This is a genomic window from Streptomyces sp. NPDC002868 (assembly GCF_055563295.1).
Genome location: NZ_JBVHDR010000012.1, coordinates 269,183 through 293,464 on the forward strand (window position 1 = coordinate 269,183; position 24,282 = coordinate 293,464).

At 69.2% G+C, this 24,282-nt stretch carries 20 protein-coding genes; 4 read left to right on the forward strand and 16 right to left on the reverse strand.

Translation table 11 applies throughout. The features are described from left to right. Window positions 1–2 precede the first annotated feature (2 nt). Entirely contained in the window at window positions 3–953 is a 951-nt protein-coding gene (locus ACZ3H8_RS31340) for a zinc-binding dehydrogenase (RefSeq protein ID WP_467407574.1), read from the reverse strand. Between the two features lie 157 nt (window positions 954–1,110). Here ACZ3H8_RS31340 and ACZ3H8_RS31345 point away from each other — a divergent pair, with 157 nt between their 5' ends. Then, complete coding sequence (locus ACZ3H8_RS31345; RefSeq protein WP_467407576.1) at window positions 1,111–2,040, forward strand: LysR family transcriptional regulator; 930 nt, start codon at window positions 1,111–1,113, stop codon at window positions 2,038–2,040. A gap of 213 nt (window positions 2,041–2,253) precedes the next feature. Here the strand turns inward: ACZ3H8_RS31345 and ACZ3H8_RS31350 are convergent, their stop codons facing one another. The 6 genes from ACZ3H8_RS31350 to ACZ3H8_RS31375 all read right to left on the reverse strand — a co-directional run bounded on the left by ACZ3H8_RS31350 (window position 2,254) and on the right by ACZ3H8_RS31375 (window position 9,440). Then, window positions 2,254–3,315, reverse strand: coding sequence for a 3-oxoacyl-ACP synthase III family protein (locus tag ACZ3H8_RS31350; RefSeq protein ID WP_467407577.1), 1,062 nt, complete (start codon window positions 3,313–3,315; stop codon window positions 2,254–2,256). A gap of 20 nt (window positions 3,316–3,335) precedes the next feature. Next, the gene (locus ACZ3H8_RS31355; protein ID WP_467407578.1) at window positions 3,336–4,067 is read right to left on the reverse strand and encodes an HAD family hydrolase; all 732 of its coding nucleotides are present in this window, start codon (window positions 4,065–4,067) and stop codon (window positions 3,336–3,338) included. Next, window positions 4,064–5,149: a ScbA/BarX family gamma-butyrolactone biosynthesis protein gene (locus tag ACZ3H8_RS31360; protein ID WP_467407580.1), complete on the reverse strand. Its 1,086-nt coding sequence runs from the start codon at window positions 5,147–5,149 to the stop codon at window positions 4,064–4,066. The genes ACZ3H8_RS31355 and ACZ3H8_RS31360 overlap by 4 nt, the downstream gene beginning before the upstream one ends. Window positions 5,150–5,248: 99 nt before the next feature. Then, a complete protein-coding gene (locus tag ACZ3H8_RS31365) occupies window positions 5,249–6,277 on the reverse strand; it encodes a ketoacyl-ACP synthase III family protein (RefSeq protein WP_467407581.1) in 1,029 nt (342 codons plus the stop codon). Continuing rightward, window positions 6,274–7,824, reverse strand: a complete 1,551-nt coding sequence (locus tag ACZ3H8_RS31370; RefSeq protein ID WP_467407583.1) for an FAD-dependent monooxygenase — start codon at window positions 7,822–7,824, stop codon at window positions 6,274–6,276. Before ACZ3H8_RS31370 ends, ACZ3H8_RS31365 begins: the two co-directional genes overlap by 4 nt. A 149-nt stretch (window positions 7,825–7,973) precedes the next feature. Then, window positions 7,974–9,440, reverse strand: coding sequence for an MFS transporter (locus ACZ3H8_RS31375; protein ID WP_467407585.1), 1,467 nt, complete (start codon window positions 9,438–9,440; stop codon window positions 7,974–7,976). Window positions 9,441–9,524: 84 nt separating this feature from the next. On the opposite strand from ACZ3H8_RS31375, the gene ACZ3H8_RS31380 reads away from it, so the two are divergent. Together ACZ3H8_RS31380 and ACZ3H8_RS31385 are read left to right on the forward strand one after the other, a co-directional pair. Continuing rightward, window positions 9,525–9,992, forward strand: coding sequence for a nuclear transport factor 2 family protein (locus tag ACZ3H8_RS31380; protein WP_467407586.1), 468 nt, complete (start codon window positions 9,525–9,527; stop codon window positions 9,990–9,992). A 47-nt stretch (window positions 9,993–10,039) separates the two neighbouring features. After that, window positions 10,040–12,514 (forward strand): alpha/beta fold hydrolase, encoded by a 2,475-nt coding sequence (locus tag ACZ3H8_RS31385; RefSeq protein ID WP_467407587.1) that lies wholly within the window; start codon window positions 10,040–10,042, stop codon window positions 12,512–12,514. A gap of 130 nt (window positions 12,515–12,644) precedes the next feature. Here the strand turns inward: ACZ3H8_RS31385 and ACZ3H8_RS31390 are convergent, their stop codons facing one another. Further along, window positions 12,645–13,508, reverse strand: a complete 864-nt coding sequence (locus ACZ3H8_RS31390; protein ID WP_467407589.1) for a helix-turn-helix domain-containing protein — start codon at window positions 13,506–13,508, stop codon at window positions 12,645–12,647. Between the two features lie 435 nt (window positions 13,509–13,943). Between ACZ3H8_RS31390 and ACZ3H8_RS31395 the strand changes: the two genes are divergently transcribed. Continuing rightward, window positions 13,944–14,795 (forward strand): helix-turn-helix transcriptional regulator, encoded by an 852-nt coding sequence (locus ACZ3H8_RS31395; RefSeq protein ID WP_467407590.1) that lies wholly within the window; start codon window positions 13,944–13,946, stop codon window positions 14,793–14,795. A 27-nt stretch (window positions 14,796–14,822) separates the two neighbouring features. On the opposite strand, the gene ACZ3H8_RS31400 is transcribed toward ACZ3H8_RS31395, so the two are convergent. The 8 genes from ACZ3H8_RS31400 to ACZ3H8_RS31435 form a co-directional block, all read right to left on the reverse strand. Beyond that, window positions 14,823–15,671, reverse strand: a complete 849-nt coding sequence (locus tag ACZ3H8_RS31400; RefSeq protein ID WP_398984522.1) for a thioesterase family protein — start codon at window positions 15,669–15,671, stop codon at window positions 14,823–14,825. Between the two features lie 89 nt (window positions 15,672–15,760). Then, complete coding sequence (locus tag ACZ3H8_RS31405; protein ID WP_356228201.1) at window positions 15,761–16,420, reverse strand: trimeric intracellular cation channel family protein; 660 nt, start codon at window positions 16,418–16,420, stop codon at window positions 15,761–15,763. Between the two features lie 18 nt (window positions 16,421–16,438). Next, window positions 16,439–17,761, reverse strand: coding sequence for an ABC transporter ATP-binding protein (locus tag ACZ3H8_RS31410; RefSeq protein ID WP_467407592.1), 1,323 nt, complete (start codon window positions 17,759–17,761; stop codon window positions 16,439–16,441). After that, a complete protein-coding gene (locus ACZ3H8_RS31415) occupies window positions 17,758–18,882 on the reverse strand; it encodes an ABC transporter ATP-binding protein (protein WP_467407593.1) in 1,125 nt (374 codons plus the stop codon). Before ACZ3H8_RS31415 ends, ACZ3H8_RS31410 begins: the two co-directional genes overlap by 4 nt. Next, window positions 18,879–19,877, reverse strand: coding sequence for an ABC transporter permease (locus ACZ3H8_RS31420; RefSeq protein ID WP_467407594.1), 999 nt, complete (start codon window positions 19,875–19,877; stop codon window positions 18,879–18,881). Before ACZ3H8_RS31420 ends, ACZ3H8_RS31415 begins: the two co-directional genes overlap by 4 nt. A 130-nt stretch (window positions 19,878–20,007) precedes the next feature. Next, window positions 20,008–21,783, reverse strand: coding sequence for an ABC transporter substrate-binding protein (locus ACZ3H8_RS31425; protein ID WP_467407596.1), 1,776 nt, complete (start codon window positions 21,781–21,783; stop codon window positions 20,008–20,010). Window positions 21,784–21,911: 128 nt separating this feature from the next. Then, window positions 21,912–22,916 carry an ABC transporter permease gene (locus ACZ3H8_RS31430; protein ID WP_467407597.1) on the reverse strand — a complete coding sequence of 335 codons (1,005 nt, stop codon included), beginning with the start codon at window positions 22,914–22,916 and terminating at the stop codon, window positions 21,912–21,914. A gap of 458 nt (window positions 22,917–23,374) precedes the next feature. Further along, a complete protein-coding gene (locus ACZ3H8_RS31435; RefSeq protein WP_467407599.1) occupies window positions 23,375–24,187 on the reverse strand; it encodes an enhanced serine sensitivity protein SseB C-terminal domain-containing protein in 813 nt (270 codons plus the stop codon). Between the last annotated feature and the right edge of the window lie 95 nt (window positions 24,188–24,282).

Genomic DNA, 24,282 nt, shown 5'->3' on the forward strand with positions numbered 1-24,282 from the left:
GGTCACGCACCTTCGTCGACGGTGAGCGCGGCCTTGCCGGCCACGCGGCGCTCACGGAGGGCCTCCATCGCTTCCGGGAGGCGCTCCCATGAGCCCGTCCAGCCCACGACCGGATCCATCTGCCCGGCGGCCATCAGCCGCAGCAGTACGGACAGATCCTCGCCGACCGGCTCTCCGGAGCCGAACACCCAGAACGGGTGGAGCGTCTGACGGACATGCGGGACGAAGGAGGAGATCGTCAGAGCGGCCGGCAGCCGCGACGACGTGCCCAGCAGCACGATGTGCCCCAGCGGGGCGAGCAGTTTGAGCGCGGTCGTCAGCACCTCGCCGCCGACGGACTCGAAGATGAAGTCGAACTCCCCTTCCAGATTGCCGAGTTCATCGATGACCGTCCGGGCCCCGAGCGCCGCCACGTCCAGCGACCTGTGACTGCCGGTCAGTGCCGTCACCTCGGCACCCGCGGCCGCCGCGAGCTGGACCGCGAACGATCCCACGCCGCCGCTCGCCCCGGTGATCAGCACCCGCTGCCCCAGCAGCGCCCCGCCGCGGCGCAGCGCGCGCAGAGCCGTCAGCCCGGCCACGCCCAGGGTCGCCGCCTGCGGCACCTTCACCGTGTCCGGCAGGGGCGCGATCCGGTCGGTGGGGACCGCCACGTACTCGGCCCAGCCGCCGAAGTCGACCATCGCCGCCACGCGGGTCCCGGCCGCCGGACCACTGCCGTCGGCCGCGGCGCGGACCACGGTTCCCGCGAGGTCCTGGCCTGGGCGCCACCCCTCCTCACGCCGGGCGAACAGGCCCAGCTCCCCGCGGTTGACGGAGAAGGCCCCGACCCGCACCAGCGCCTCTCCGGGCTCGGGGCTGGGCGCCGGTACGTGTCGGAGGTCCGGGCCTTCGGGCGTGCCGACGTAAGCGCGCATGGTCACGGGGTCAGCGGGGCCAAGGGTGGGATTCATGACGTTCACGCTAGGAGCGCGGGAGTGCCGGAGGGAAAGACCGGTGTGCTCTCGACTCATAGGCGACGCTTCTGAATCCGATGCCGATGCCGATGCGGATCCCAATTCCGATGCGGATCCCGATTCCGGCGTTTTCCGCATGCCTATGCTGGTGGCGATGACACCTGAAGCGAGATTGCTCCGCTACTTCCTGGCCGTCGCCGAGGAATCCAACTTCACGCGGGCGGCCGAGCGGCTGCACATCGCGCAGCCCGCTCTGAGCGCTCAGATCCGTCAGCTGGAGGCCCAGCTCGGCGTGCGGCTGCTGGAGCGCACGACGCGCAGGGTGCGGCTGACCGACGCCGGACGGGCGGTCCAGGAGCGCGGAGCCGCCGCCCTCGCCGCGCTCGACGAGGTCTGGGACGCCGCGCGGCGAGCGGGCCGCGGTGAGCTGGGCCGGCTGCGGCTCGCCTACAGCACAAGCACTGGCTACGGCACGGTCCCGCAGCTCGTCGAGGCCATGCGCGCCCGCCACCCCGACGTACACGTGAGCGCCGAGCCGGTGCGTACGCCCGACATCGCGCGCGCGGTGCTCGACGGGCAGGTGGACGCGGGCGTCGCGCGTACGCCCGAGCCGGTCGAGGGGGTGCGGCTGCGCCCGGTGCGCCGGGAGCGGCAAGGCGTCCTCGTCGCGGCCGGGCATCCGCTGACGGCCGACGCGCCCGAGACTGTGGAGCTCGCGGCCGTCGCGGAGTTCCCGGTGGTGGTGCATGCGCGGGACGCGAATCCCGCGCACTACGACCAGGTGGTCGAGATGTTCCGCCGCGCCGGTGCGACGCCCCGGCTGATCGAGCGGTCGGTCGCGTTCGACCCCACGCAGCGGGTGCTGCGCGACGGGCAGATGGTGGGTCTGGTGGGGGAGGGAATGGCGGACGGCTTGGCCGACTGGCTGTGCTGGGCGCCGGTGGCCGGCCCTGTGGACGATCTGGTGACTCAAATCGTCTTTCCGGAGGGCGAGTTGCCTCCCGTGACCGCACGCTTCGAGGAAGTGGCGGCCGCTGTCGCCGAATCGGCGGGCTGGCTCACCTCGGCGGACCGGGCGGCCTGAACCGGATCCGCGGCGGCCTGAACCGGATCCGCGGCGTCCTGAACCGGATCCGCGGCGGCCATCCAGTGCCGCGTCGCTCCCAGGAGTGCGGCGATGACAGCCGCCCTCTCCTCCTCGTCCGGCACGCGGGGTGCTCTCTCGTACACAGTGGCTTCTCCCTTCTGAGTGGGGCCACCCGGTCCCGCGCCAGGGGGCGTTGGACCGGGCGGCCCCTCAAACAGAGCTCCTGGGGGCCGGGACGAGGCCGACCAGGGACTGCGCTGTCCCGTGCCGTGCGTGCCGGGTGGGGGCCCAGTCGATCAGGGACGCCCCCACGGACATACCACCACCGAAGGCGGCCAGCAGGACGCGGTCGCCGACGGCCAGCCGGCCCTGCCGGTGCGCCTCGTCGAGGGTGACGGGGACAGAGGCGGCGCCGGTGTTGCCGTACCGCTCCAGCGTCAGATGCAGCGCGGCTGATCCGAGCCCCAGGTCGGGCCAGACCTCCGCGAGCATCACCCCGTTGGCCTGATGCGGGACGAAGTGGTCGACGGCGTCGCCGGTGACCCCTTCGGTGGCGAGCAGATCCCGTACGGCCGTCGGCAATTGCTCCTGCACAAAGCCACGCACCTCGCGCCCTTCCATCCGGAAGTAGTGGTCGCCCTCGGCGAGAGTCGCCGGGGAGGCGGGGAGGCGGCTGCCGCCCGCCGTCACGCCGATGAGGTGGTGCTGGTCACCCCGGGTGAGCAGGCTGGTCCTGATGACTCCCTGCCCCTGGCCGACCGGCCCGATGACCGCGGCGCCTGCGCCGTCGCCGAAGAGGGCGGCGGTTTTGCGGTCGGAGTAGTCGAGGATGCGGGAGTAGATGTCGGCCCCCACGACCAGGCCGTATGACCCCCGGTTGTCCCCCTGGAGCAGCCGTTCGGTGACGGTGAGTGCGTAAATGAAGCCGCTGCACACCGAGTTGATGTCGAAGCCCGCCGCGTTCCGCGCGCCGAGCAGGTTCTGGACGATCCCGGCCGTCGCGGGCTGCGGCTGGTCCGGGGTCGAGGTGGCGACCACGATGTACGACAGGTCCGCCGGCCGCAGCCCGGCCTGCTCCAGCGCCCGCCGGGCCGCCTCGGCCGCCAGGTCCGAGGTGGCTTCCCCCGGGGCTGCCCGTCGGCGCTGACGGATTCCGGTCTTGCGGACGATCCATTCGTCCGTCACCCCGGCGCCCCGGGCGATCTCCTCATTCCCCACGACTGTGGCGGGGAGGTAGGACCCTGTGCTTACGATCCCGATCGGGCCGTACATATCGCCTCCTGGTGTCGGGGTCATCGGACCGCGGTGACTTCTGGCGGGACCATGGCCGGGGCGCGGGTGTGGCCGGGGAGGATCCGCTGCCAGCCCGCACGGGCCGCGTGGTCCGCGAGGACGGGGTCGTCCCCCACGACGACCGGCAGGCCCACCGAGGCGAGGAGGTCGAGATCGCTCGAGTGGTCCCCGTAGGCGCTGCACTGGGCGAGGTCGAACCCCCGGACCGCCGCGGTGGCCCGCGCGGCGCGCCCCTTGGCCGATCCGATCATGGGGGTCAGCACCTCGCCGGTGAGCCTGCCCCGGCGGATCACCGGCCGGGTGCCGATGGCCCAGTGGGCACCAAGATGTTCGGTGACCGGCTCCAGGCAGGCGAAGAAGGAACCGGACAGCAGGACCACGAACTCGCCCTGCTGCAGGTGGCGGTGGAGCCGGGTCCGCGTTTCGGGGATGAACAGACTCCCCTTCTCCTGCTCGGCGGTGAACCACTCGCGGCCGGCCCGGGCCAGCTGCTGTGCGCTGTGACCCGCGTAGAAACGGTAATAGTGGCGGTTGATGTCCTTGCGGGGCACCCCCAGCCCGGCCGAGTGGCGCAGTTCGGCCGACAGACGCCCGTACGTGGCCTCGGGCTCGCCCCGCTTGCGCAGGTAGAACTCCAGGAAGCTGAACATGCTCTTGACGTTGATCAGCGTCTCGTCCACGTCGAAGAACGCGGCCGAGGTCTCCCGTACAGGCGGATTCAGGTACCTCATGACCGGAACCCGACGCGGCTGAGGGTGAGGGAGAAGACGCAGAGCGTCTCGCCGTCCTGGTCGGCCACCACCCGCACCGGCAGCCGGCCGACGGACGCGGACGCGGCGGAGTCCAGCTCCAACGTGCCGCCCTGCGTGTAGTACTCGTGCTCGTCGGTGGCCGGGGCCTGCCGCTCCTCGCCCACTTGGGAGGTGATCACGGTCGTCTTCTCCAGCTCACCGAACTGACTGAAGACCACGGACAGGGCGGTGGGGAGGGTCTTGGAGGGGGACATGCCGCGGGCCTCCAGCGCGGTCAGCAGCGCGATCTGCCGGGCGGCCTCCGCGATCACCATGCCGGGGAGGTGGTCCTGCGGGTGGTCGAACATGCTCGGGTGGTCACCCGGTATCCGCAGCACCGCCCGCGCGGTGTCGTCCTTGGCCGCGGCGTCGGCGAGCACCACGTTACGAGGGTTGGTCCGGCCGACGAGGTATGGGTCCACGGCCCTGGCCGGGGTGGTGTCCTCGTGCGTGCCCGACGACGGCAGCGGCAGTCCGCCGCGGCCCTTCAGCCGCAACTCCATGTAGTCCGCAGGTGACTTGAACCGCAGGCCGACGGCGGCGGTGCCGATCTCGGTTCGCCCGACGAACAGGCCGATCTCGTAGTCCAGTCCGGTGGTACGGCCCTCTCGCCGGCGGTGGGCGACGACCGTCACCCGCATCGACAGCGCGCAGGGGGCAGTGCCCACGGCTATGCGTTCCAGGCGCGTCAGCTGGATGCGCAGATGGGTGAGGATGAACTTGTGGTCGGCCGGGACCTCGTAGAACTCATGGGCGCCGGCCAGGCAGGACTGCCTGCAGGCCTCCAGGAGCAGCACCGGGTCGTAGGCACTGGGGCGCAGCAGGTGGTCACCGTAATAGGCGTGGGAGCGCGGGAGTTGAGCGGCCGCCGCGTAGCACGTGTCGCTGAGCGGCCTCAGGTCGGTGAGGAACACCTCGCCCAGCGAGTCCCGATGCACCAGTGCGCGGTCGACAGTCCGGGTGAAGGTCAGCTCGGCGTCCTCTGGGGTGAGGTCGTCCAGCGAGAGAGTCGTGGTCGTCATGGTCAGAGCCTGCCTTTGTGAGATGGGTCGGCCCTGTGCGGTGGACCGCCTGCGGTGAATTGAGAATTCGGTCATGTTCGATCGGCCGGGTCCGGATGTTCAGTCGTGTTCAAGGAGCATTCCTGTCCAGGTGAATCCGGCGCCGGCGCCGAGCAGCAGGACCCGGTCGCCGGCGGCGAACTCCTCGTCGGCGAGGTGGTCGAGACCGGCGATCTGGTCGCCGCTGCCCAGGTGTCCGACAGTCCGCCCGAAGTCCCACAGCGACTTCGCCTCGCCGCCCGGGAACTCGGGAAAGTAGTTCTCCTCGAGAAGGCGCAGCCCCAGGTTGGGGTAGACGACCCGGCGCAGCCGGGGGTCGTCGCCGTCCGGCAGAAGGGCGCGGCCGATCTCGTTGACGGCCGCCCGGGTGGCGCGCTGCAGCCGGTCCGCGCCGTTCTCGCTCAGGAACCGCCGCTTGGCGCTGCGCACGTCGTGCTCCGCGTCGAGGAGTTCGGGGTGTTCGGGGGCCGGCGCGTCGGCGCGGTGGAGTCCTTCGAGGCCCGGATCGGAGACCGTACGAGTGCTCAGGACCCGCCATCCCGTTCCGGACGGCCCGGACGGCCCGGACGGCCCGGACGTCAGGACCGCTGCCGCGGCCGCATCGCCGTAGACGATGCCGTAGTCGGCGGTGAACCGGTCGAAGCCCGAGGAGGCGAACTGGTCGGCCGCGACGACGAGCGCGCTCCCGCCGCTGCTTCCCGCCAGAAACCGGCTCGCCACGTCCAGTGCCAGCATCTGGGCGTTGCACCCCTGGTTGACGGTGAGGGGCAGCGCCTGGGGACAGCCGAGTTGGGACTGCAGCCAGGAGGCAGGTGACCAGAGCCGCTTGTGGCCGTGCCGGTGGATGGCGGTCACGAGCAGCAGCTGGAGGTCCTCGGGTTTGGTACCCGCAGCGGACAGTGCGCGCTGGGCCGCGATGAGCGCCATGTCCGCCGGGTAGAGGGTGTCCTCGGCGCAGACGGTCCGGTACCCGGTGGAGAGGATACGGTCGGCCTCCCCCGGGTACCGCTCGGCGGCGTCGGCGACATCCAGCCGGGTCTCGGGGAGGTAGCTGCCGGTGCCGGTGATCGTGAGAACGGGCGTGGTCATGCGGCGACTCCCTTGGTGGCCTCGTGGTGGTGCGCCTGCTCCGCGTGTTCGCCGGCTGGCGGACGGCCGCCGGGCGGCTGGGTGATCACGGCCGCGACATGACCGTCGGGCCGTACGAGTACGGCGGCGGGGACCGGCAACAGCGCGGACTGGCGGGGCGTCTGTCCGGCGCTGAGCGTGCCCGCCGGGATGCCGGTTACCCAGGCGGCGGCCGAGGGTTCGCCGCCGGGCGGCAGGAGCAGGGTGAAGCGGTGGGGATCCGGGGTGTGGCCGGGGACCCGGGCGCCCGGCCGCAGCCGGTAGGTGTCGCGGTGCGGCCGTTCCCGGGGACCGACGCCATCGGAGTCGGCGGCCGGGTAGGTGACGTACAACTGGCTCCAGGCCTCGGCGAGTCCCGAGAGCCCGTCCTCCACGGCCTGGTGCGCGGCCGGGGTCACCGCGTCACGCATGGCGTCGAGGAGCCCGAGCACTCCGGTGGTGCGGGCGACATCCGCGGCGACGGCCCGCCGCTCGCGTGCGTAGTCGTCGAGCGGACCGGGGGCGGCCCGACCGGGGTCCGCGCCGTCGAGGAGGTGGCCGAGCCGCCAGGCCAGCGCGGCTGCGTCGGCGAAGCCGGTGTTCATGGCCTGGCCGCCGGCGGGAGAGTTGAGATGGGCGGCGTCCCCGGCGAGTGCTGCCCGGCCCGTACGGAAGCGGTCGGCGAGCCGCTCGTGGACCTGGTAGTGGGCGACGCGGCGCGCCTCTGCCAGCCGTAGCGTGCTGCCGAATCCGAGGCGGTCCACCGTCGACTGGAACTCGGCCACTGTGACGGTCGTATCGCGGTCGAGCTGTGCGGCGGAGACGGGGCCCGCTATGCGGACCAGGCCGTCGGGGAGCGGGAGGAGGGAGACCGCCCCCGCCGGGCCGATGTACATGGCGGACTCGTCGCGGTCGACCGGGACGGCGGGCGTGCCCTCGGCAAGGAGGTAGCTCATGGGGTAGGTGACGCCGGGGAATTCGACGCCGAGCCGCTCGCGCACGGTGGATCCGGCGCCGTCGGCGCCCACCAGATAGCGCGCGGTGACGAGGTGGGGGCCCGCCTCACCGGTCAGCTCGGCCCGGACTTCGCCGGCGTCCTCCGTGTGCCGCTCGTAGCGCAGACCGCGGATCAGCAGGCCGCCCATGTCCCGGTACGCGGCGGCCAGTACCGCCTCGGCCTCGGGCTGGGGCACATTGAGGTAGTACGGGTAGGCGGTGTCCAGTCCGGCGAAGCCGATGGTGTGTGTGGCGCCGCGGTACGTATGGAAGGAGATCCGCTGCTGGGGGACGCCCCGCGCCTCCAACTCCGTGCGCAGGCCCAGTGCTTCGAATTGTTCGAGGGCCGCCGCGTGCACCATCACCGCGCGGGTGCGCCGGTCGATCCGGCTCTCCCGGTCGACGACGACGCAGTCGACGCCCCGGCGCCGCAGTTCGCAGCCGAGCATGAGGCCGGTCGGCCCGGCGCCGATGATCAGGACGTCGGTCCCGGTGTGCGTGACCGACCCGTGGTTCGTCTCTCGATGCATCATTCCCCCTGCGTGACAGCGGTGTTCCTGGCGGGGCTGGTGTTCGTGGCGGGGCTGGAGTCCATGGCCCGGGGGGCCGTGGGTGGGCCTTCGATGGCCGGACCTCGGCGGCTGAAGGGCCGGGGAGGGCCGGCCCTTCAGCTCGTGGCCGGTCAGCTCAGGGCTGCCCTGCGCTTCTTGAGGAAGAAGCCGACGAGGAGAGCGACGGCGATGATCAGCAGACCGTTGGCAAGGATCGCCACATTGATCCCGCTGAGCGTCGCGTCCCTGATCGGTGCGCCCGCCTGCGAGCGGATCCGGGCCGTGGCGATGGCGCTCATGATCGGAATTCCGATGGTGATGCTGACCTGCTGGGTGAGTGTGGTGATACCGGTGGCCAGGCCCTGCTGCTCGTTCGGCAGCCCGGACGTCGCCGTGACCATGAAGCCCACGATGGCGGCCACATGGCCATAACTGCTGAGGAAGGCGAGGACCAGCACCGGGACCAGCCAGCCGCGCTCGGCGCCGGCGAAGAACAGCACACCGACGGTGACACCCTGGACGATCAGGCCGGCCACCAAAAGCGCCTGGCTGCTGCCGAGAACGCCGATCCAGCGGGGCGCGGTGACGCCACCGAGGAAGGCGCCGACACCCAGCACACCGAAGGTGAGACCGGTCGTCATCGCCGAGTAGCCCAGCACTTCCTGGAGGTAGAGCGTGAGCAGGAAGATCATGGCGGTGAAGCCGATGAACGTCACAAAGCCGCCGATGTTCCCCCACGTCACGCTGCGCAGTTTCAACACGCGTAGCGGCGCGAGCGGTTCGGCGGCGCGCAGTTCGATGAACCCGAAGGCCGCGAGCAGCACCACACCGATCCCGAAGGCGAGCAGTGTGGTGGAGTCCGCCCAGCCGTACTGGCCGGCCGCGGAGATGCCGTAGACGAGGGCGACCAGACCCGCGCTCACGGTGATCGCGCCGGGTATGTCCAGCTTGCTGCCGCGCCGGCCGCTGCTGCCCTGGAGGAGCATCGGGGTGACGACGATCAGCAGCAGGCCGATCGGCACATTGATGAAGAAGCCCCAGCGCCAGCTCAGCGTGTCGGTGAGCAGACCGCCGACGATCGCGCCACAGGTGAAGCCCGCGGAGAGCATGGCTCCGTTGAGTCCCAACGCACGCTCCCGCAGTGGCCCTTCGGGGAACGAGGTGGTGAGCAGAGCCAGGCCCGCGGGGGTCACCATCGCTGTGGCCAGACCCTGGGCGACGCGGGCGGCCAGCAGCGGCCCCGAGGAGTCGACGAGACCACCGAGCAGTGAGGCGACCGTGAGCAGCGCCAGGCCCGCCAGGAACACCCGGCGTGCCCCGATCATGTCCGCGATGCGGCCGAAGAGGAGGCTGAAACCGGCCGCGCCGAGGGCGAAGGACGTGGCGATCCACTGCAGGTTTTCCTGGGCGACGTCGAGTTCCCGGCCGATGACCGGAACCGCGACATTCATGATCGAGAAGTCCACCGCAAGCGTGAACTGGGCGCCGAGCAGTAGCACAAGGGTCAGCGTCTGACGCCGCGTCATGCGGTTCGGCGGCGCGGCCGGCTCGGCGGCCGGAGCTGACCTTGTCCCGTCCGCACTATTGACAGTTGACATGGGAGGCCTTTCGATTCCTGTCGGCTGATTCGGCAACGAGCATCCGAGTCGCGACGGAGGCCTAGCCAGTACCCGCGTCCTCATATGGCCCAGGTTCCTACCACTGGCAGGGTCTGTCTCATCCGGCCGGAACGTGAATACCTTCGGCGCATGCCAAACTCCACACGAAGCGTCGTCGAGGAATACTTCCGGCTGCTTGGCAGCGGTGATCTCGAACGTGCGACAGAACTGCTTTCAGAGCCGATCGACTGGTTCACTCCCGGCGACACCGACCTCATTCCCTGGATGGGCAGCCGGTCGAGCCATGACGAGGTACGTGAATTCTTCCGGCAGGCCGGCGAGAACATGGAGCCGGAGAAATTCCAGGTGCACCGGATCGTGGTGGAAGGCGAGCTCGCCATCGTGCTCGGCCACTTCCAGTACAAGGTGAATGCGACCGGAAAGAGTTTCGCGTCGGACTTCGCCCTCGAACTCCGCGTGACCGACGGGCTGATCGACCGCTACCGCATGCACGAGGACAGCTACGCCATTTCGCTGGCCTTCCTCACCTGAAGCCGTCCTACCCCCGCCCCAGTAGCCGACCGCGTAGGAGGCTCTCCATGAACACCGAGAATGACTGCGATGTGCTCATCGTCGGAGCCGGACCGACCGGTCTGACCGCGGCGTGCGAACTCCTGCGGCGCGGCATCAGGGTGCGTCTTGTCGACGCCGCTGCGCAGGCGAGTGTGCATTCCAAGGCGATGCTCGTATGGCCGCGCACCCTGGATGTCCTGCAGGACCTGGGTCTTGGAGGATCGGTGGGCGAAGTCGCCGTGAAACTACGGCAGATGACGTACTACTCGGAGCGGCGCCCGGTCACCCGGATGCGGATGCCCGACGACATGGCCCCGTACTGCCTTCCGCAGCGGCACACCGAGGAGATCCTCATCTCCGGCCTCAAGGGCCTGGGTGGCGCGATCGAGCGCGAGGTGCGACTGCTCGGGCTCCAGGGCCTCGACTTCAGCGGCCGGATCACACCCGGCCACCGGGTGACCGCCACACTGGAACGTTCCGACGGCTCCGTCGAACGCTTCACCGTGCCCTGGGTGATCGGCGCGGACGGGGCGACGAGCGTCGTACGCAACCAGCTCGGCATCCCGTACGAGGGCGCGACGTACGAGAACCGCTTCCTCATCACCGACGCCCGGATCGCGAACAATCCGCTGGACCCCGACGAGATCCACTACTACCAGTCGCGGATCGGCGTACTGGCGATCGTCCCCCAGCCCTACGGCCTGTACCGCTTCTTCACCAATGCCCCCGCGGACCTGGAGAACGGCACGCTAGCGGACATGCAGAGCCTGGTGGACGTGCGCGGCCCCGGCGGCCTGCGGCTCATCGAGCCGGACTGGGTCACCACCTTCCGGGTGCACCGGCGCCGCGCCGCCTCCTTCCAGATGGGCCGGGTGTTCATCGCGGGAGACGCGGCGCACGCACACAGCCCGATGGGCGGCCAGGGCCTCAACACCGGTATCCAGGACGCCCAGAACCTGGCCTGGAAACTGGCCTCCGTCATCCGTGGTGACGCGCGGACCGGCCTGCTGGAGAGCTACACCCCCGAGCGGGCCGCCGTGGCCGACGCCGTCGTCCGGGACACCGATCTGCAGACCCGCGCGGCGATGTGGAACAAGAGCACGCAGGTGGCGCTGCGCGACACCGCCATGCGCGCACTGGACCGCACCCGGACCCTCGAGCGGTTCTACGTCCCCATCGCGGCCGGCCGCCGCTGGGTCTACCCCACCGCCCCGGCCACCGCGGAGAGCCCCCGACGGCCCGTCCCCGCGGACTGGTGCGACATGAGGTCCTCACTGCGCCGGCACGCCAAGCAGGGCGCCGCGCTCCCGAGAGACCTGGCCCTCGGCCTGGGCGCCGCGGGACCCGAAGCCGACCCCACGCGGTTCGCCGTCGTGGTCGTCCCGGCCGCCAAGGGCGGTGACGGCCGGCTCGCCGAGGCGGTACGCCACCTCGCCCGGCCGTGGCAACGCCAGGTCCGGGTGATCGACGCCGGGGGCGGCCGACCGGGCAGCGGGCGGCGCGGCACCGAACTGCTGCGCCGCGCGCACCGGGAACTGCACTGCCGGCGTGCGGGATTCCACCTGGTGCGCCCCGACGGGCACATCGTCATGCACGGCCATCACGACGAACTCGACGCTCTGTACGGCGAGTTGAACCGGATCTTCACGGATCCCGATCCATCCCCCGACTTGGCTCCCGACATTCAGGAAGCCACCGCCCGTCCGACCGACTCCACGGAGGAAACCATGTCCGGCAACGGCCGCTACGTCCCCAACAGCCATGTCGTCGGCAATGGCCCGCACCGGGTCATCGTGCTGCACTCGATCTTCGGCGGACTCGAATCGTTCCGCGCCTGGTGGCCCTATCTGGACGGGACCCGGTTCACGTACGCGTTCATGGACGCCCGGGGCTTCGGCAAGGCCCTCGATGTGACGGGCACGTACAGCACGGACGAGATCGCGTCGGACACGCTCGCGCTGGCGGACAGCCTCGGCTGGCAGGAGTTCTCGCTCATCGGCCACTCGCTGGGCGGCATGCCGATCCAGCAGGTGCTCCTCAAGGCTCCCCAGCGGGTGCGCAAGCTGATCGGCCTGAGCCCGGTGCCGGCCACCGGTATGCCCATACCCGACTCGGACTTCCCGCTCTTCGCCGACGCCGCCCACCAGGTGGAGAACCGGCGGATCATCATCGATATGACCACTGGAAACCGGCTCTCCGCAACCTGGGTGGACGCGTGGGCACAGCAGTCGATGAAGGAGGTCGGCCCGGTGGCCTTCCGCGGTTACCTCGACTCGTTCCGCTCCACGGACTTCTCGGCCCGCATCGCCGGGGCCGAGGTGCCCGCGCTGGCGGTCGTCGGCGAGAACGATCCGGCGGTCAACGCCGACGCCATGAACGAGACCTGGATGAAGCACTACCCGAACGCCGAGCTGCTGGTCATGGGCAACTCGGGCCATTACCCGATGGTGGAGACCCCCATCGCGCTGGCCACTGCGCTGGAGAAGTTCCTCGCCGCGTAGTGCCGAGAACTCACGGCGGATACCTGATGGCCCTCCTGTCGGTGGCCGGGTATCCGCCGTGTCGGCGTTTGAAGAAGGACAGCGAATTAAGGACGGCGAATATCCGGCGTCCGGGGGAGACCCGGCGCGCTCAGGCCTCCCGCTTCTCCAGAAGCCTGCGAAGTGTGGCTTCGGAAGGCGATCCGGGCTCGGCCTGGTACAGCACGATGGCCTGATCAGGAGCCTCGGGAAGCCTGAACGTCTCATAAATGAGCGTAAGCGCACCGACGTCGGGGTGGTTGAGCCGGCGGGTGCCGTGGGACTTGTCCCAGACCCGGTGCTCCGACCACATCGCGGCGAACTCCCGGCTTTTCGACGAGAGTTCGGCGATGAGATCGGTCAGTTCGGGATCGCCGGCGTAGCGGCCGTGCATCAGTCGCAGATAGCCGACCAGGTCCTGGGCCTCGTACTCCCAGTCGGTGTAGAGCTGCCGCGCGCCGGGGGCGCAGAAGAGTAACCGGGCCAGGTTGGGCGGCTCGAAGTCGCCGTCCTGGCCGGTGAGATCGATGTATCCGGTGAAGAGGATGCGGGCCAGGTGATTCCAGGCGAGCACCTTGGTCTGTCTCCCGAGGAGCACGGCGGGCCCGCTCTCGAAGGAGCCGATCATCCGCTCCAGGCCCGGGCGCACCTGCTCGGTCGTCCGCGGTGCCTTGCTGGCGTGGGTCGGCCGGACGAGGTCGTGCAGGTGGGCTCGTTCGTCCGGCCTCAGTCTCAGTGCGGTGGCGAGTGCGTCCAGCACCTCTGGTGAAGCATTCCGGTTCTGTCCCTGCTCCAGCCGTGTGTAGTAGTTGACGCTCACTCCGGCAAGAAGGGCGACTTCCTCACGCCTCAGTCCGGCCACCCGGCGGCGCTTACCGTCACCGGTGAGGCCGAGGTCTTCCGGGCGCAGCCGACTGCGCACTGACTGGAGGAATCTCCCCAACTCGGTTCTTCGATCCCCCGTGGACCTCTGCAAGGTTGATCTCCTTCCGCATGGTGATACAGGGGCGACTTATGTCATGCCCCGTGGGCGGGCAGACATCGGAAAGAAGCCAGAGTGACGTAGGTCACTCCTGCATGTGATGCATGCGCTTTCCCGTCTGTCGCGGAGTTAAATCTGTGTGTCGCGAATGGTGATTCCGCTTGATGTCGATGAAAATCCCCTGCTCACGGGTCACCGGATCAGCTACGCACAGTCAGATGACAATCGGTCAGTCGATGCTCAAAGTCTCGCACTGTTCGGTTTATTGAGAGAGTGAAATAGGCCAAGATCCCGGAAGTTTCTGGATATTGTTGAACCATCAGTCAAATTCGGTGATAGTGCGGGGTGGGTGCCCATTCGCGGGGTGGGGCTGACAGGGGCAGGCTGGGCCCCTCCCCCAACCCCCCCGGCTGTTGGAGACTTGTTCACATGGACAGACCTGCCGACCTGGGGGAGTTTCTGCGCACGCGGCGTGCCCGCATGCCCCCGGAAGAGACCATTCCCGCCGGTGGTTCGAGCCTGCGCAGTCCGGGCCTGCGGCGCGAAGAGGTGGCGAGACGCGCCGGGCTGGGCCTGACCCACTACATCTGCCTCGAAGAGGGCCGGCACCGTGATGCCACGCCCGCCGTACTCGAAGCTATCGCCCGGGTGTTACGGCTCGACGACGGCGAGCGGGCCCACCTGTACCGGCTCGCGCAGCCTGACGAACCGGTACCCGACGAATGCACCGGGCAAGGCGTACGGCACCTGATGGGGGGTCTGAAGGGCATGCCCGCCGTCGCCCTGAACCACCGCCACGACGTCCTCTACTGGAATCCGCTGGGGCATGCGCTGCTCGCCTGCCACCTCGACAGGGACAGCCCTCTCAGCGCACGCCACCGCCCGAACCTGTCGAGGATGCTGTTCCTCGATCGGCGCACCCGCGAGCTGTATCCGCAGTGGGCGGAGGAGGCCCGCCGGATGGCCTCCTGCCTCCGTCTCGCCTCGGACGACCATCCCCGGGACGGCAGACTGGCCGCGCTGATCGGTGAACTCGCCGAATCCGACACCGGGTTCGCCGCGCTGTGGTCCCAGCCGCCCGTGCGTGCCAGGGCCTTCGGCACCCGGCTCTTCCGGCACCCCCTGGTGGGGTGCATGGAGCTGGCCTTCGAGAACGTGGAGCCCCCGGACGATCCCGGGCAGCAGGTGCTTGTCTTCAGCGCGGAACCGGACACCGCGTCGGAGAAGGCCCTCAGCCGCCTCGCCGCCCGGTCGGCATGGCCGCAGGAGCCCCTGTCGTAGCCGCCCGGCCGATGAGAGGGTTACGAGTCAGCCGCGAGGCGCCTTCGCCAGCTGGCGCGACTGGGCCACCAGCCGGTCCGCGCTGTCCCAGACCTCCGCGTCCTCCTCCAGGAAGCCGCCGGCCAGGTTGCGGGTCGTGATCGAGACCCGCAACGGGCCCGGCGCCGGGCGGCACCGGATGTGCGTGGTGAGTTCGACCGTGGGGGTCCAGCCCTTCAGGCCCAGCTCGAACGACGTCGGCGGCAGCGCGTCGACCGTGAGCAGCAGCGAGAAGGGGTCCGCGTCCCGGCCGTCCGCGAGGGAGAACCAGCCGCGCATCTCGCCCTTGCCCGACGGCGCACCAACGGCCCAGCCGACGGTCGCCGGGTCCAGCTTGATGTTCAGACGGTCCGTGATCGCCGAACTGCCGGGGATCTTCGGCGCGGGGCCGTCGGACGGACCGAGGCAGTCCTGAAGCGGCGGCATGGCGGGCGGCTTCGCCGACGTCCGTACGTCGTCGGGCAGCGCGTCCAGGTCTCCGTACGTCGCGAGGACACGGATCCGCTCGATCTCGGCGCCGTCCTCCCCGTACTGGAACAGCGACGCCTGGCCGGTGGAGAGCGTGCGCCCGGTGCGTACGACGTCGGTGCGGATCACCGCGGGGCCCGGCTGGGACGCGCTCAGATAGTGCGCCGAGACCGTGAAGGGGTCGCGGTGCGGCAGCGCCTCGCCCAGCGCGCGGCCGAGCAGGGCCAGCAGATAGCCGCCGTTGACGGCGCTGATGATCGTCCAGCCCGCCGAGAGCTCCGCGTCGTAGATGCCGGGTGCGCGCAGGGTGACAGCGGTGTCGCGGTCGAACTCGCTGTCCCCGATGGATGCCTGTACAGCCTGTGCCATGGCAGCACCGTACAACAGACAATTACTGAGCGGTAGCTTTTTCCGATTGCCCGGTGGCGGCAGCCGGAGCGCGGTGCCCCGGAGGCGGTCTAGGTCTCTTCGGCGGCCGCCGAGCGCCGGTTCCAGGCGCGTGGTGCCCGCCAGTGGAAACGCATTGCGAGCAGGCGCAGGACGAACGCGGTCACCACGGCGAGTCCGCTGGTGGCCGCGTTCAGCACGTCGAAGCGGATACAGAGCACGATCATGGTCGCGCCGACGATGGCGGGGACGGCGTAGAGATCGCGGTCCCAGCGCAGCAGCGAGGGCACCTCGTTGGCCAGTACGTCGCGCAGCACACCGCCGCCGACGGCGGTGGCGAGGCCGAGCGCGGCGGAGGCGGTCAGGCCGAGCCCGTACTCGTACGCCTTGGTGGTGCCGGTGACGCAGAACAGCCCGAGGCCGGCGGCGTCGAAGACATTGACGCCGACCTGGATGCGCTCGACCTGCGGGTGCAGGAAGAACACGAGGCCGGTCGCCACGAGTGGCGTGAGGAAGTACCCGAGATCGGTGAAGGCGGCCGGTGGGACGGCGCCAATGATCAGGTCACGGAGAAGCCCTCCGCCCAGCGCGGTGACCTCTGCGAGCACTGCGATGCCGAAGACGTCGAAGTTCTTGCGTACGGCGAGCAGTGCGCCGGAGATCGCGAAGACGAAGATTCCGGCGAGGTCGAGCGCGTGCTGGACGGAGGGCGTGAACAGTTCTTGGAGCACCGGACGATTGTGCCGGTTCTACTCCTTGGAGATGTCCCCCGAGCCCTCGGAACGGCCGGCGTCCGCGCTGTCGGCACCTTCGCCGTCGGCGGGCCGGTCCCGGCTGTCGCCGGCGTCACCCTCGGCGTCGGCCTCGGCCAGGCCCGTCTTGGGCTCCGCCCCAGCCGTGTCGGCCTTCGCAAGGCCCGCCCCGGACTCCGCGTCGGCCACGGCCTTCGCCGACTCCTCCGACTTCGGCGTCGCCGTCACGATCTCGATCGCCTCCCGCGCCGACGCCAGCGCCACGTCCTCCGGCGCCTGGTCCTGCGCGTTCTCCGGGTGGTGGCAGGCCACCTGCTGGCCCGGTCGCAGCGCGATCAGCGGCGGCTCCTGCTTCTTGCAGATCTCCGTCGCCTTCCAGCACCGCGTGTGGAACCGGCAACCCGTCGGCGGAGCGATCGGCGACGGCACGTCGCCCTTCAGCAGGATGCGCTCGCTCTTGCCGCCGCGACGCCGCGGGTCCGGCACCGGCACCGCCGACATCAGCGCCTTCGTGTACGGGTGCATCGGCGCCTCGTACAGAGACTTGCGGTCCGCCAGCTCCACGATCTTGCCGAGGTACATCACCGCGATCCGGTCCGACACATGCCGGATCACCGACAGGTCGTGCGCGATGATCACGTATGTCAGGCCCAGCTCTTCCTGGAGGTCGTCCAGCAGGTTGACCACCTGCGCCTGGATGGAGACGTCCAGCGCGGAGACCGGCTCGTCCGCCACGACCAGCTTCGGCTTGAGCGCGAGCGCACGCGCGATGCCGATGCGCTGGCGCTGGCCGCCGGAGAACTCGTGCGGATAGCGGTTGTAGTGCTCGGGGTTGAGGCCCACCAGCTCGAGCAGCCGCTGGACCTCCTTCTTGATCCCGCCCTCGGGCCGTACCCCCTGCAGCTTGAAGGGCGCGGAGACGATCGTGCCGATCGTGTGCCGCGGGTTCAGCGAGGAGTACGGGTCCTGGAAGATCATCTGGACGTCACGCCGCAGCGGGCGCATCTTGCCGACGCCCAGGTGCGTGATGTCGTGGCCCTCGAACTCGATCTTCCCGCCGGTCGGTTCGAGCAGCCGCGTGATCAGCCGGCCCATCGTCGACTTGCCGCAGCCGGACTCGCCCACCACGCCCAGGGTCTCGCCCGGGCGGACATCGAAGGTCAGCCCGTCGACCGCCTGCACGGCCCCGGCCTGCCGCTGCAGCAGCCCCTTCCTGATGGGGAAGTGCTTGACCAGGCCCTCGACCTTGAGCAGCGCCTCGGACGAGGAGACGGCTGCGGCACTCTGCTGCTCCGGGATCTTCACGTCGTTCTCACTCACAGCTTGGGCGCAATCTCTTCGGTCCAGATCCGCGTCCGCTCGTCCTGCGACATGTGGCAGGCGGAGAAGTGCCGGCTGCCGACCTCGTGGAGTTCGGGGCGGACGGTGCGCGTCAGGTTGTCCTTCGGCACATCGGCGTACGGGCACCGCGGGTTGAAGGCACAGCCGTCGGGGATGTTGATGAGGCTGGGCGGGGAGCCCTTGACCGGGATGAGGCGCTCGGTCTGGTCCCGGTCGATGCGCGGCATCGAGCCCAGCAGACCCCAGGTGTACGGGTGCTGGGGCTCGTAGAAGACCTTCTCGGCAGGGCCGCGTTCGACGCTCCGGCCGCCGTACATCACCAGGATGTCGTCGGCCAGCTCGGCGACGACGCCCAGGTCGTGGGTGATGATGATGACCGCGGAGCCGAACTCCTTCTGCAGATCCCGGATGAGGTCGAGGATCTGCGCCTGGACGGTCACGTCCAGGGCGGTCGTCGGCTCGTCGGCGATCAGCAGCTCGGGGTTGTTGACGAGCGCCATGGCGATCATCGCGCGCTGGCGCATACCGCCGGAGAACTCGTGCGGATAACCGTCCACGCGTTTGTCGGGCTGCGGGATGCCCACCCGGTCGAGCATCTCGATCGCGCGCTTGCGCGCGGTCTTCTTGTCGACGTCGTGGTGGACCCGGTACGCCTCGGTGATCTGGCGGCCGATCGTGTAGTACGGGTGCAGCGCGGAGAGCGGATCCTGGAAGATCATCGCCATCTCGCGGCCGCGCAGCTTGCGCACCATCTCCGGGTCGGCGCCGAGCAGCTCCTGGCCGTCCAGCCAGACCTCGCCGGAGATCTGTGCCTTGCGGCGGCCGTACTGGCCCGCGGTGTGCAGACCCATGATGCCGAGCGAGGTGACGGACTTGCCGGAGCCGGACTCGCCGACGATGCCGAGGGTCTTGCCCTTCTCCAGCTGGAAGCTGAGGCCGTCGACGGACTTGACCAGACCGTCGTCGGTGGGGAAGTGGACCTTGAGGTCGCGTACTTCCAGGAAGGCGGTGGGGGCGGGCGAGCCGACCGCGGCGGGCTCCCCCAGTGCGGTGCCGGTCACAGCGAGGTCCTCGGTACTGGGCTTGTCGAAACTGGTCATCCGATCCTCACTCGGGGGTCGATGACTGCGTACAGAAGGTCCACGAAGAGGTTGGCCACGCAGATGAACAGGGCCGCGATGAGGGTGACACCGAGGATGAGCGGAAGGTCCTTGGTCTCGATCGAATCGATCGCGAGGTGCCCGAGGCCGGGCAGGTTGTACGTGGACTCCGTGAGCACCGCACCGCCCAGCAGCGCGCCCAGGTCCAGGCCGAGCAGGGTCAGCACCGGCGTCCAGGTCGAGCGCATCGCGTGCCGCCCGATGACGACCTTCTCCGTGAGGCCCTTGGCACGGGCCGTACGGATGTAGTCCTCACCCATGATCTCCAGCATGGTGGCCCGGGTGAGCCGGGCGTACATCGCCGCGTACAGGAAGGCGAGGGTGATCCACGGCAGGATCAGCGTCTGGAACCACTGGGCCGGGTCCTCGCTGAACGGCGCGAACTCCCCGCTGACCCAGTCCAGCTGGTAGCTGAAGATGGCCAGCGACAGCAGACCGGTGAAGTAGATGGGGAGCGAGACGCCGGCCAGGGCGACGGTCATCGCGGCCCGGTCCCACAGCGTGCCCCGGCGCAGCGCGGAGACGACGCCGGTGGCGACACCGCCGACGACCCAGAGCAGGCAGGCGCCCGCGGCGAGCGACAGGGTGACCGGAATCGCCTCGGTGAGCTGCGGCCACACCTCCTGCTCGGTGCGGAAGGAGTAGCCGAAGCAGGGGGCCGGACAGTGAGTGACATCCGTGCCGCTGATGTAGTCACGACCGACGAACAGACCCTGGACGAAGTGCCAGAACTGCACCAGGACCGGATCGGCGAGCCCCAGCTTCTGACGGATTCCCTCGATGGAGGCCGGGTCGGTCTGCTTGCCGGCGAACAAGTAGGCGGGGTCCATTCCGGCCCACTTCGGCAGCACAAAGAAGATGACGAAGGTCGTCAGGGTAACGACCAACAGCATCATGGCGACGGCGAACAAGCGCCGGATGACGTAAGCAAGCACTGTGCGCGGCCCGGCAGCGGCCCGGAGATCCCGGATTACGGGTTCCCCGGACCGCCGCCCGAGGCCATCACCTGCCCTTCGGGACTGGCGGGTTGGGCGATGGTGGGTTGTGACTCGTCACGAGTGACGGTTACTTGACGACGCCGAGGGAGACGTAGTCGTAACGGCCGTTGTACGCCGCGGTGGAGTAGGCGTTGGTCAGCCGCGAGCTGCGCCAGGTGAAGTTCTTCTCGTAGATGAACGGCATCTGCACGGCGAGGTCCGCGACAGCGTGGTTCATCTGCTTGTAGATCTCACCGGCCTTCTCCGGGTCGGTCTCTTTGAGAGCGTCGTCGAAGTACTTGTTGATCTTCGGGTCGTTCGTCTCGGAGACGTTGTAGTTGCCGTTGGCCACGATGAAGCGACCGTCGACCAGCGGCTGCGAGAAGCCCTGGCCGGTCGGGAAGTCCGGGCCCCAGCCGGTCATGACCAGACCGAGACCGCGCTTCTTCACCACCGCGGGAGCACCGGTGATGCTGGAGGACTCGGCGCCGTCGATCGACTCCACCTGGGCCTTGATGCCGACGGCCTGCAGCGACTGCTGCAGCGCCTCGGCGACCTGAACCTCACCCGGGTTGTTGCTGCGGGCGCTGATGTTGGTGGTGAAGCCCTCGGGCTTGCCACACGCCTTCAGAGCCGCCTTCGCCTTGGCGACGTCCGGCTTGCCGTCACGCGCCAGGATGCCGTACGGGTCGTAGTCGTCCGAGCCCTTGATGGACTTCGGCAGCATGTTCGTGGCGATGTCGCCACCCGCGTCCGGGCCACCGCGGACCGTCTGCATCGACTTGTAGTCGGCCGCGTAGATCACGGCCTTGCGGCACTCGACGTTGTCGAACGGCGGGACCTTGGTGGCGATGTCGACGTACCGGATGAAGCTGGTCTCGATGTTGTCGACGTTGTCCTTGTGCTGCTTGAGCGCGGCGGTGCGGCCCGACTGGGACATGCCCGTGGCGTTCAGGTCGAGGTCGTACTCGCCCTTGATCAGCAGCTGGTCGATCGCCTCGATGTTGGAGTTGATCGTGACCGTGATCTTGTCCGGCAGCGCGGCGCGGATCGGGTCGGAGGCCTTCTGCCACTTGTCGTTGCGGACGAGGACAGCGCTCTTCTTCGGCGCGTACGACTCGAACTTGTACGGGCCCGAGGAGAACGGCTTCAGCTGGTACTTGGCCGCCGTGTCCTTCTCCTTCTTCACCGGGGAGCCGGCCGGCATCGCGAGCATCTGCTCGAAGTCACCGTTGGGCGTCGCCAGGTTGAAGACGATGGTCTTGTCGTTCGGCGTCTGGATCGCCTTCAGACCGAGCTTGTCCGGGGTGGTGTCCTTGTAGGGACCCTTGTACTCGTTCTTGGGGTCGAGGACCTGGCGCAGGTAGGCGGGACCGCCGGTGATGACGTCCGTGGCCCAGATGCGCTCTATGCCGTACTTGATGTCCTTGGAGGTGATCGGCGTGCCGTCCTCCCAGGTGATCCCGTCGCGCAGCTCGTACGTGTACGTCTTGCCGCCGTTGGTGACCACACCGTTCGCCTTGGCGAGGTCGGGGACGAGCTCGGCGCCGCCGGCACCCGGCTTCGGCGCGTAGGAGATCAGCTGGCGCGCGTAGAACCGGGAGAAGTCCCAGGCCATGCCGTAGTACTGGCGCTGCGGGTCGGTGGAGTCGAAGTCCTGCTTGCCGATGAACTTGAGCGTGCCGCCCTTCTTGGCGGAGGCGTTGGCGACGCCCTTCGTACCGGCGTTGTATCCGGCGGCCTTGCCGGCGCCGTCCTCGTCCTTGGAACCGCCGCCACCGCACGCCGCGGTGGACATGAGGGCTGCCACGACAACCGCCGCACCGGCGACCTGCCTGCTCCTCGACGAACGTAGGGGTTTCATTGTTTCTGCAACCTCCGGAGTAGCACGGTCCTTGGCTTGATGCCGGGGAACCTTCGGGGAGCCGCCTGACATATGTGGCAGGGGCACGTTCATTTGTCTGCGGCCGGACGGCGCCGCGGGGGGTGCCGTCACCGGGTGCCCTTGGGGTCGAGTGCGTCCCGCACTCCGTCGCCGAAGAGGTTGAAGGCCAGCACCGTCACAAAGATCGCCACACCCGGGACGACCATGAACATCGGGTCTTCCTGGTAGTACTCCACGGCCTTGGAGAGCATCTGCCCCCAGGAGGCCGTCGGCGGCCTCACACCTGCCCCGAGGAAGCTGAGCGCCGCCTCTGTGAGGATGTTCGTGGGGATCATCAGGGTGGTGTAGACGGTGATCGGCGCGACCAGGTTGGGCAGCAACTCCTTGAAGAGGACGTACCGCTGACCGGCGCCCAGGCTCCGGGCCGCCTCGACGTACTCCTTCTCACGCAGCGAGAGGGTCTGGCCGCGCACGATGCGTCCCACGTACGGCCAGCCGAAGAAGCCGATCACCATGACCAGGACGGCGATGCGGACGCTGGTGCCGGTGAGGCCGAACAGATCGCTGGGGAGGACGGAGACCAGCGAGATGATGAAGAGCAGCTGCGGGAAGGCCAGCAGCATGTCCATCACCCGGCTGATGATCGCGTCGACCCAGCCGCCGAAGTAACCGGCCACGATGCCGAAGATGGTGCCGAGCAGAACGGCGACCAGCGCCGCGAGGAAGGCCACGAGCAGCGAGATGCGGGCGCCGTAGACGATGCGACTGAACACGTCGCGGCCGTTCTGCGGCTCGAGACCCAGCAGGAAGTCCGAACTGATGCCGCCGAAGGCGCCCTTGGGGGTGCCGAACAGCGGGTCGATCTCGTCCTGGTGGAACTCGTTGGGCGGGTGGCCGAGCAGACTCACGATCAGCGGCGCGAAGATCGCCACGAGCACCAGGAAGATGACGACGACGCCGCCGGCCAGCGCCAGCTTGTCCCGCTTGAGGCGGGTCCAGGCGATCTGTCGCAGCGACCGCCCTTCTACCGACTTCTTGACTACATCCGCCGCGACATCGACGGCTGCGGCCTTGTCCGCGTCCGCGCTCGTGTCGTGCAATGGTGCCGTCATCGTGGTGGGGACCCCTCTCGGCCGGAGGTGACCGGCCCGTACCCGCCGCTGTAGCGGCATTTTTCACAACTTGTGGTGCACGTGGAGCTTTGGTGCGAGAAGTACGCGTGAAGCACGCCGTACACAGGGGCGAATATCCCCTTGCTGCGGGAGTCTTCAATGGTCTCGCGATCACCCGCCAGCCCCCCCGGGGAATGTTTGCTCAAACGTGATGAGGGGAGGGGGTTCCGTTATACGGACGACGGCTCTGACTGAGCGGATCGCCATCTACCGCGTATCGGGCGAAAGTTGAGTGAGGTACCGCCATGCGGACCCATCCGCCGCACCCGTCAACTCATTCGATTGAAAGGCCTTTGAGACCCAAGACGCACACAATCTCACCTGACCATCACTACAGGGCACGGAATGTGTTGGGCCAGGACGGCAATGGTGCCGTTGTGTGCCGTTGTGTAAAGGTTTCAGCGGCCGTGCGGCGGAGGGTAGCCGTAGCCGCCCCCCGGCTCCGCCGGGGCGGCCCCCACCACCGGTGCGCCGCCGTGGGCGTCACGGTCGTAGAACGGACGGGCGTTGGCCCGCAGCCACATCGTCACCGGGTCGTACTCGTCGGACATCGCGACGGTGGAGACCGGCAGCCCGTCCGGAACCGCGGCGATCGACTGCTGCATCATGGCCCGCACCGCGTCCACGGACTGCCTGCCGGTGTCGTACAGATCGAGCCCGATGGCGAGATACGGAGCGCCGAGCGCGGGCTGCACCCAGGCGCGGCGCAACGAACGGACCGCGGCTGTGCGGTGGGCGTGCTGCGACAGCAGGCCGTAGAAGTGCGGGATGTCGATGGCGGGCTCGGACATCCGCAGGGGACCGGCGGGCATCCGGTCGAGGCCGGTGGCGATCCGGCGCAGATCGAGCCAGGGGATGCCGACGCCGCCGCCGGGGGCGTGCGGGTTGAGCCAGATTCCCCAGCGGTCGGGGAACAGGGCGCGGGCGACATCCGGGCCGCTGACCACTTCGTGGGCGCGGTTCCAGCCGCAGACCGAGAGCTCTTGGGCGGAGGTGACGCAAGGGGCGTAGCCGACGCCGTCGACCTCCATGTTCCCGTACTGGGCGTCGGGCGAGCCCGCCTGGCCGTGCCAGAGCAGCATCCAGAGCCGGCCGCCGGCCGGGTCGGCGATCGCCTGCAGCAGCGCCTCGTACGCGTCGTAGCGCCCAGGAGTCACCTGGCGCAGCATGTGCTCGACCTGCCCGGCCGCCGCGGTGCCTGACGCACTCACCCTGGGTTCCGCCCCTCTTCGATCCACCCGGCACACAAGTGCGGCGGGTCCGGCCTGGCCATCAAACCAGCTTAATCGGGAGTTCTGACGCCGAC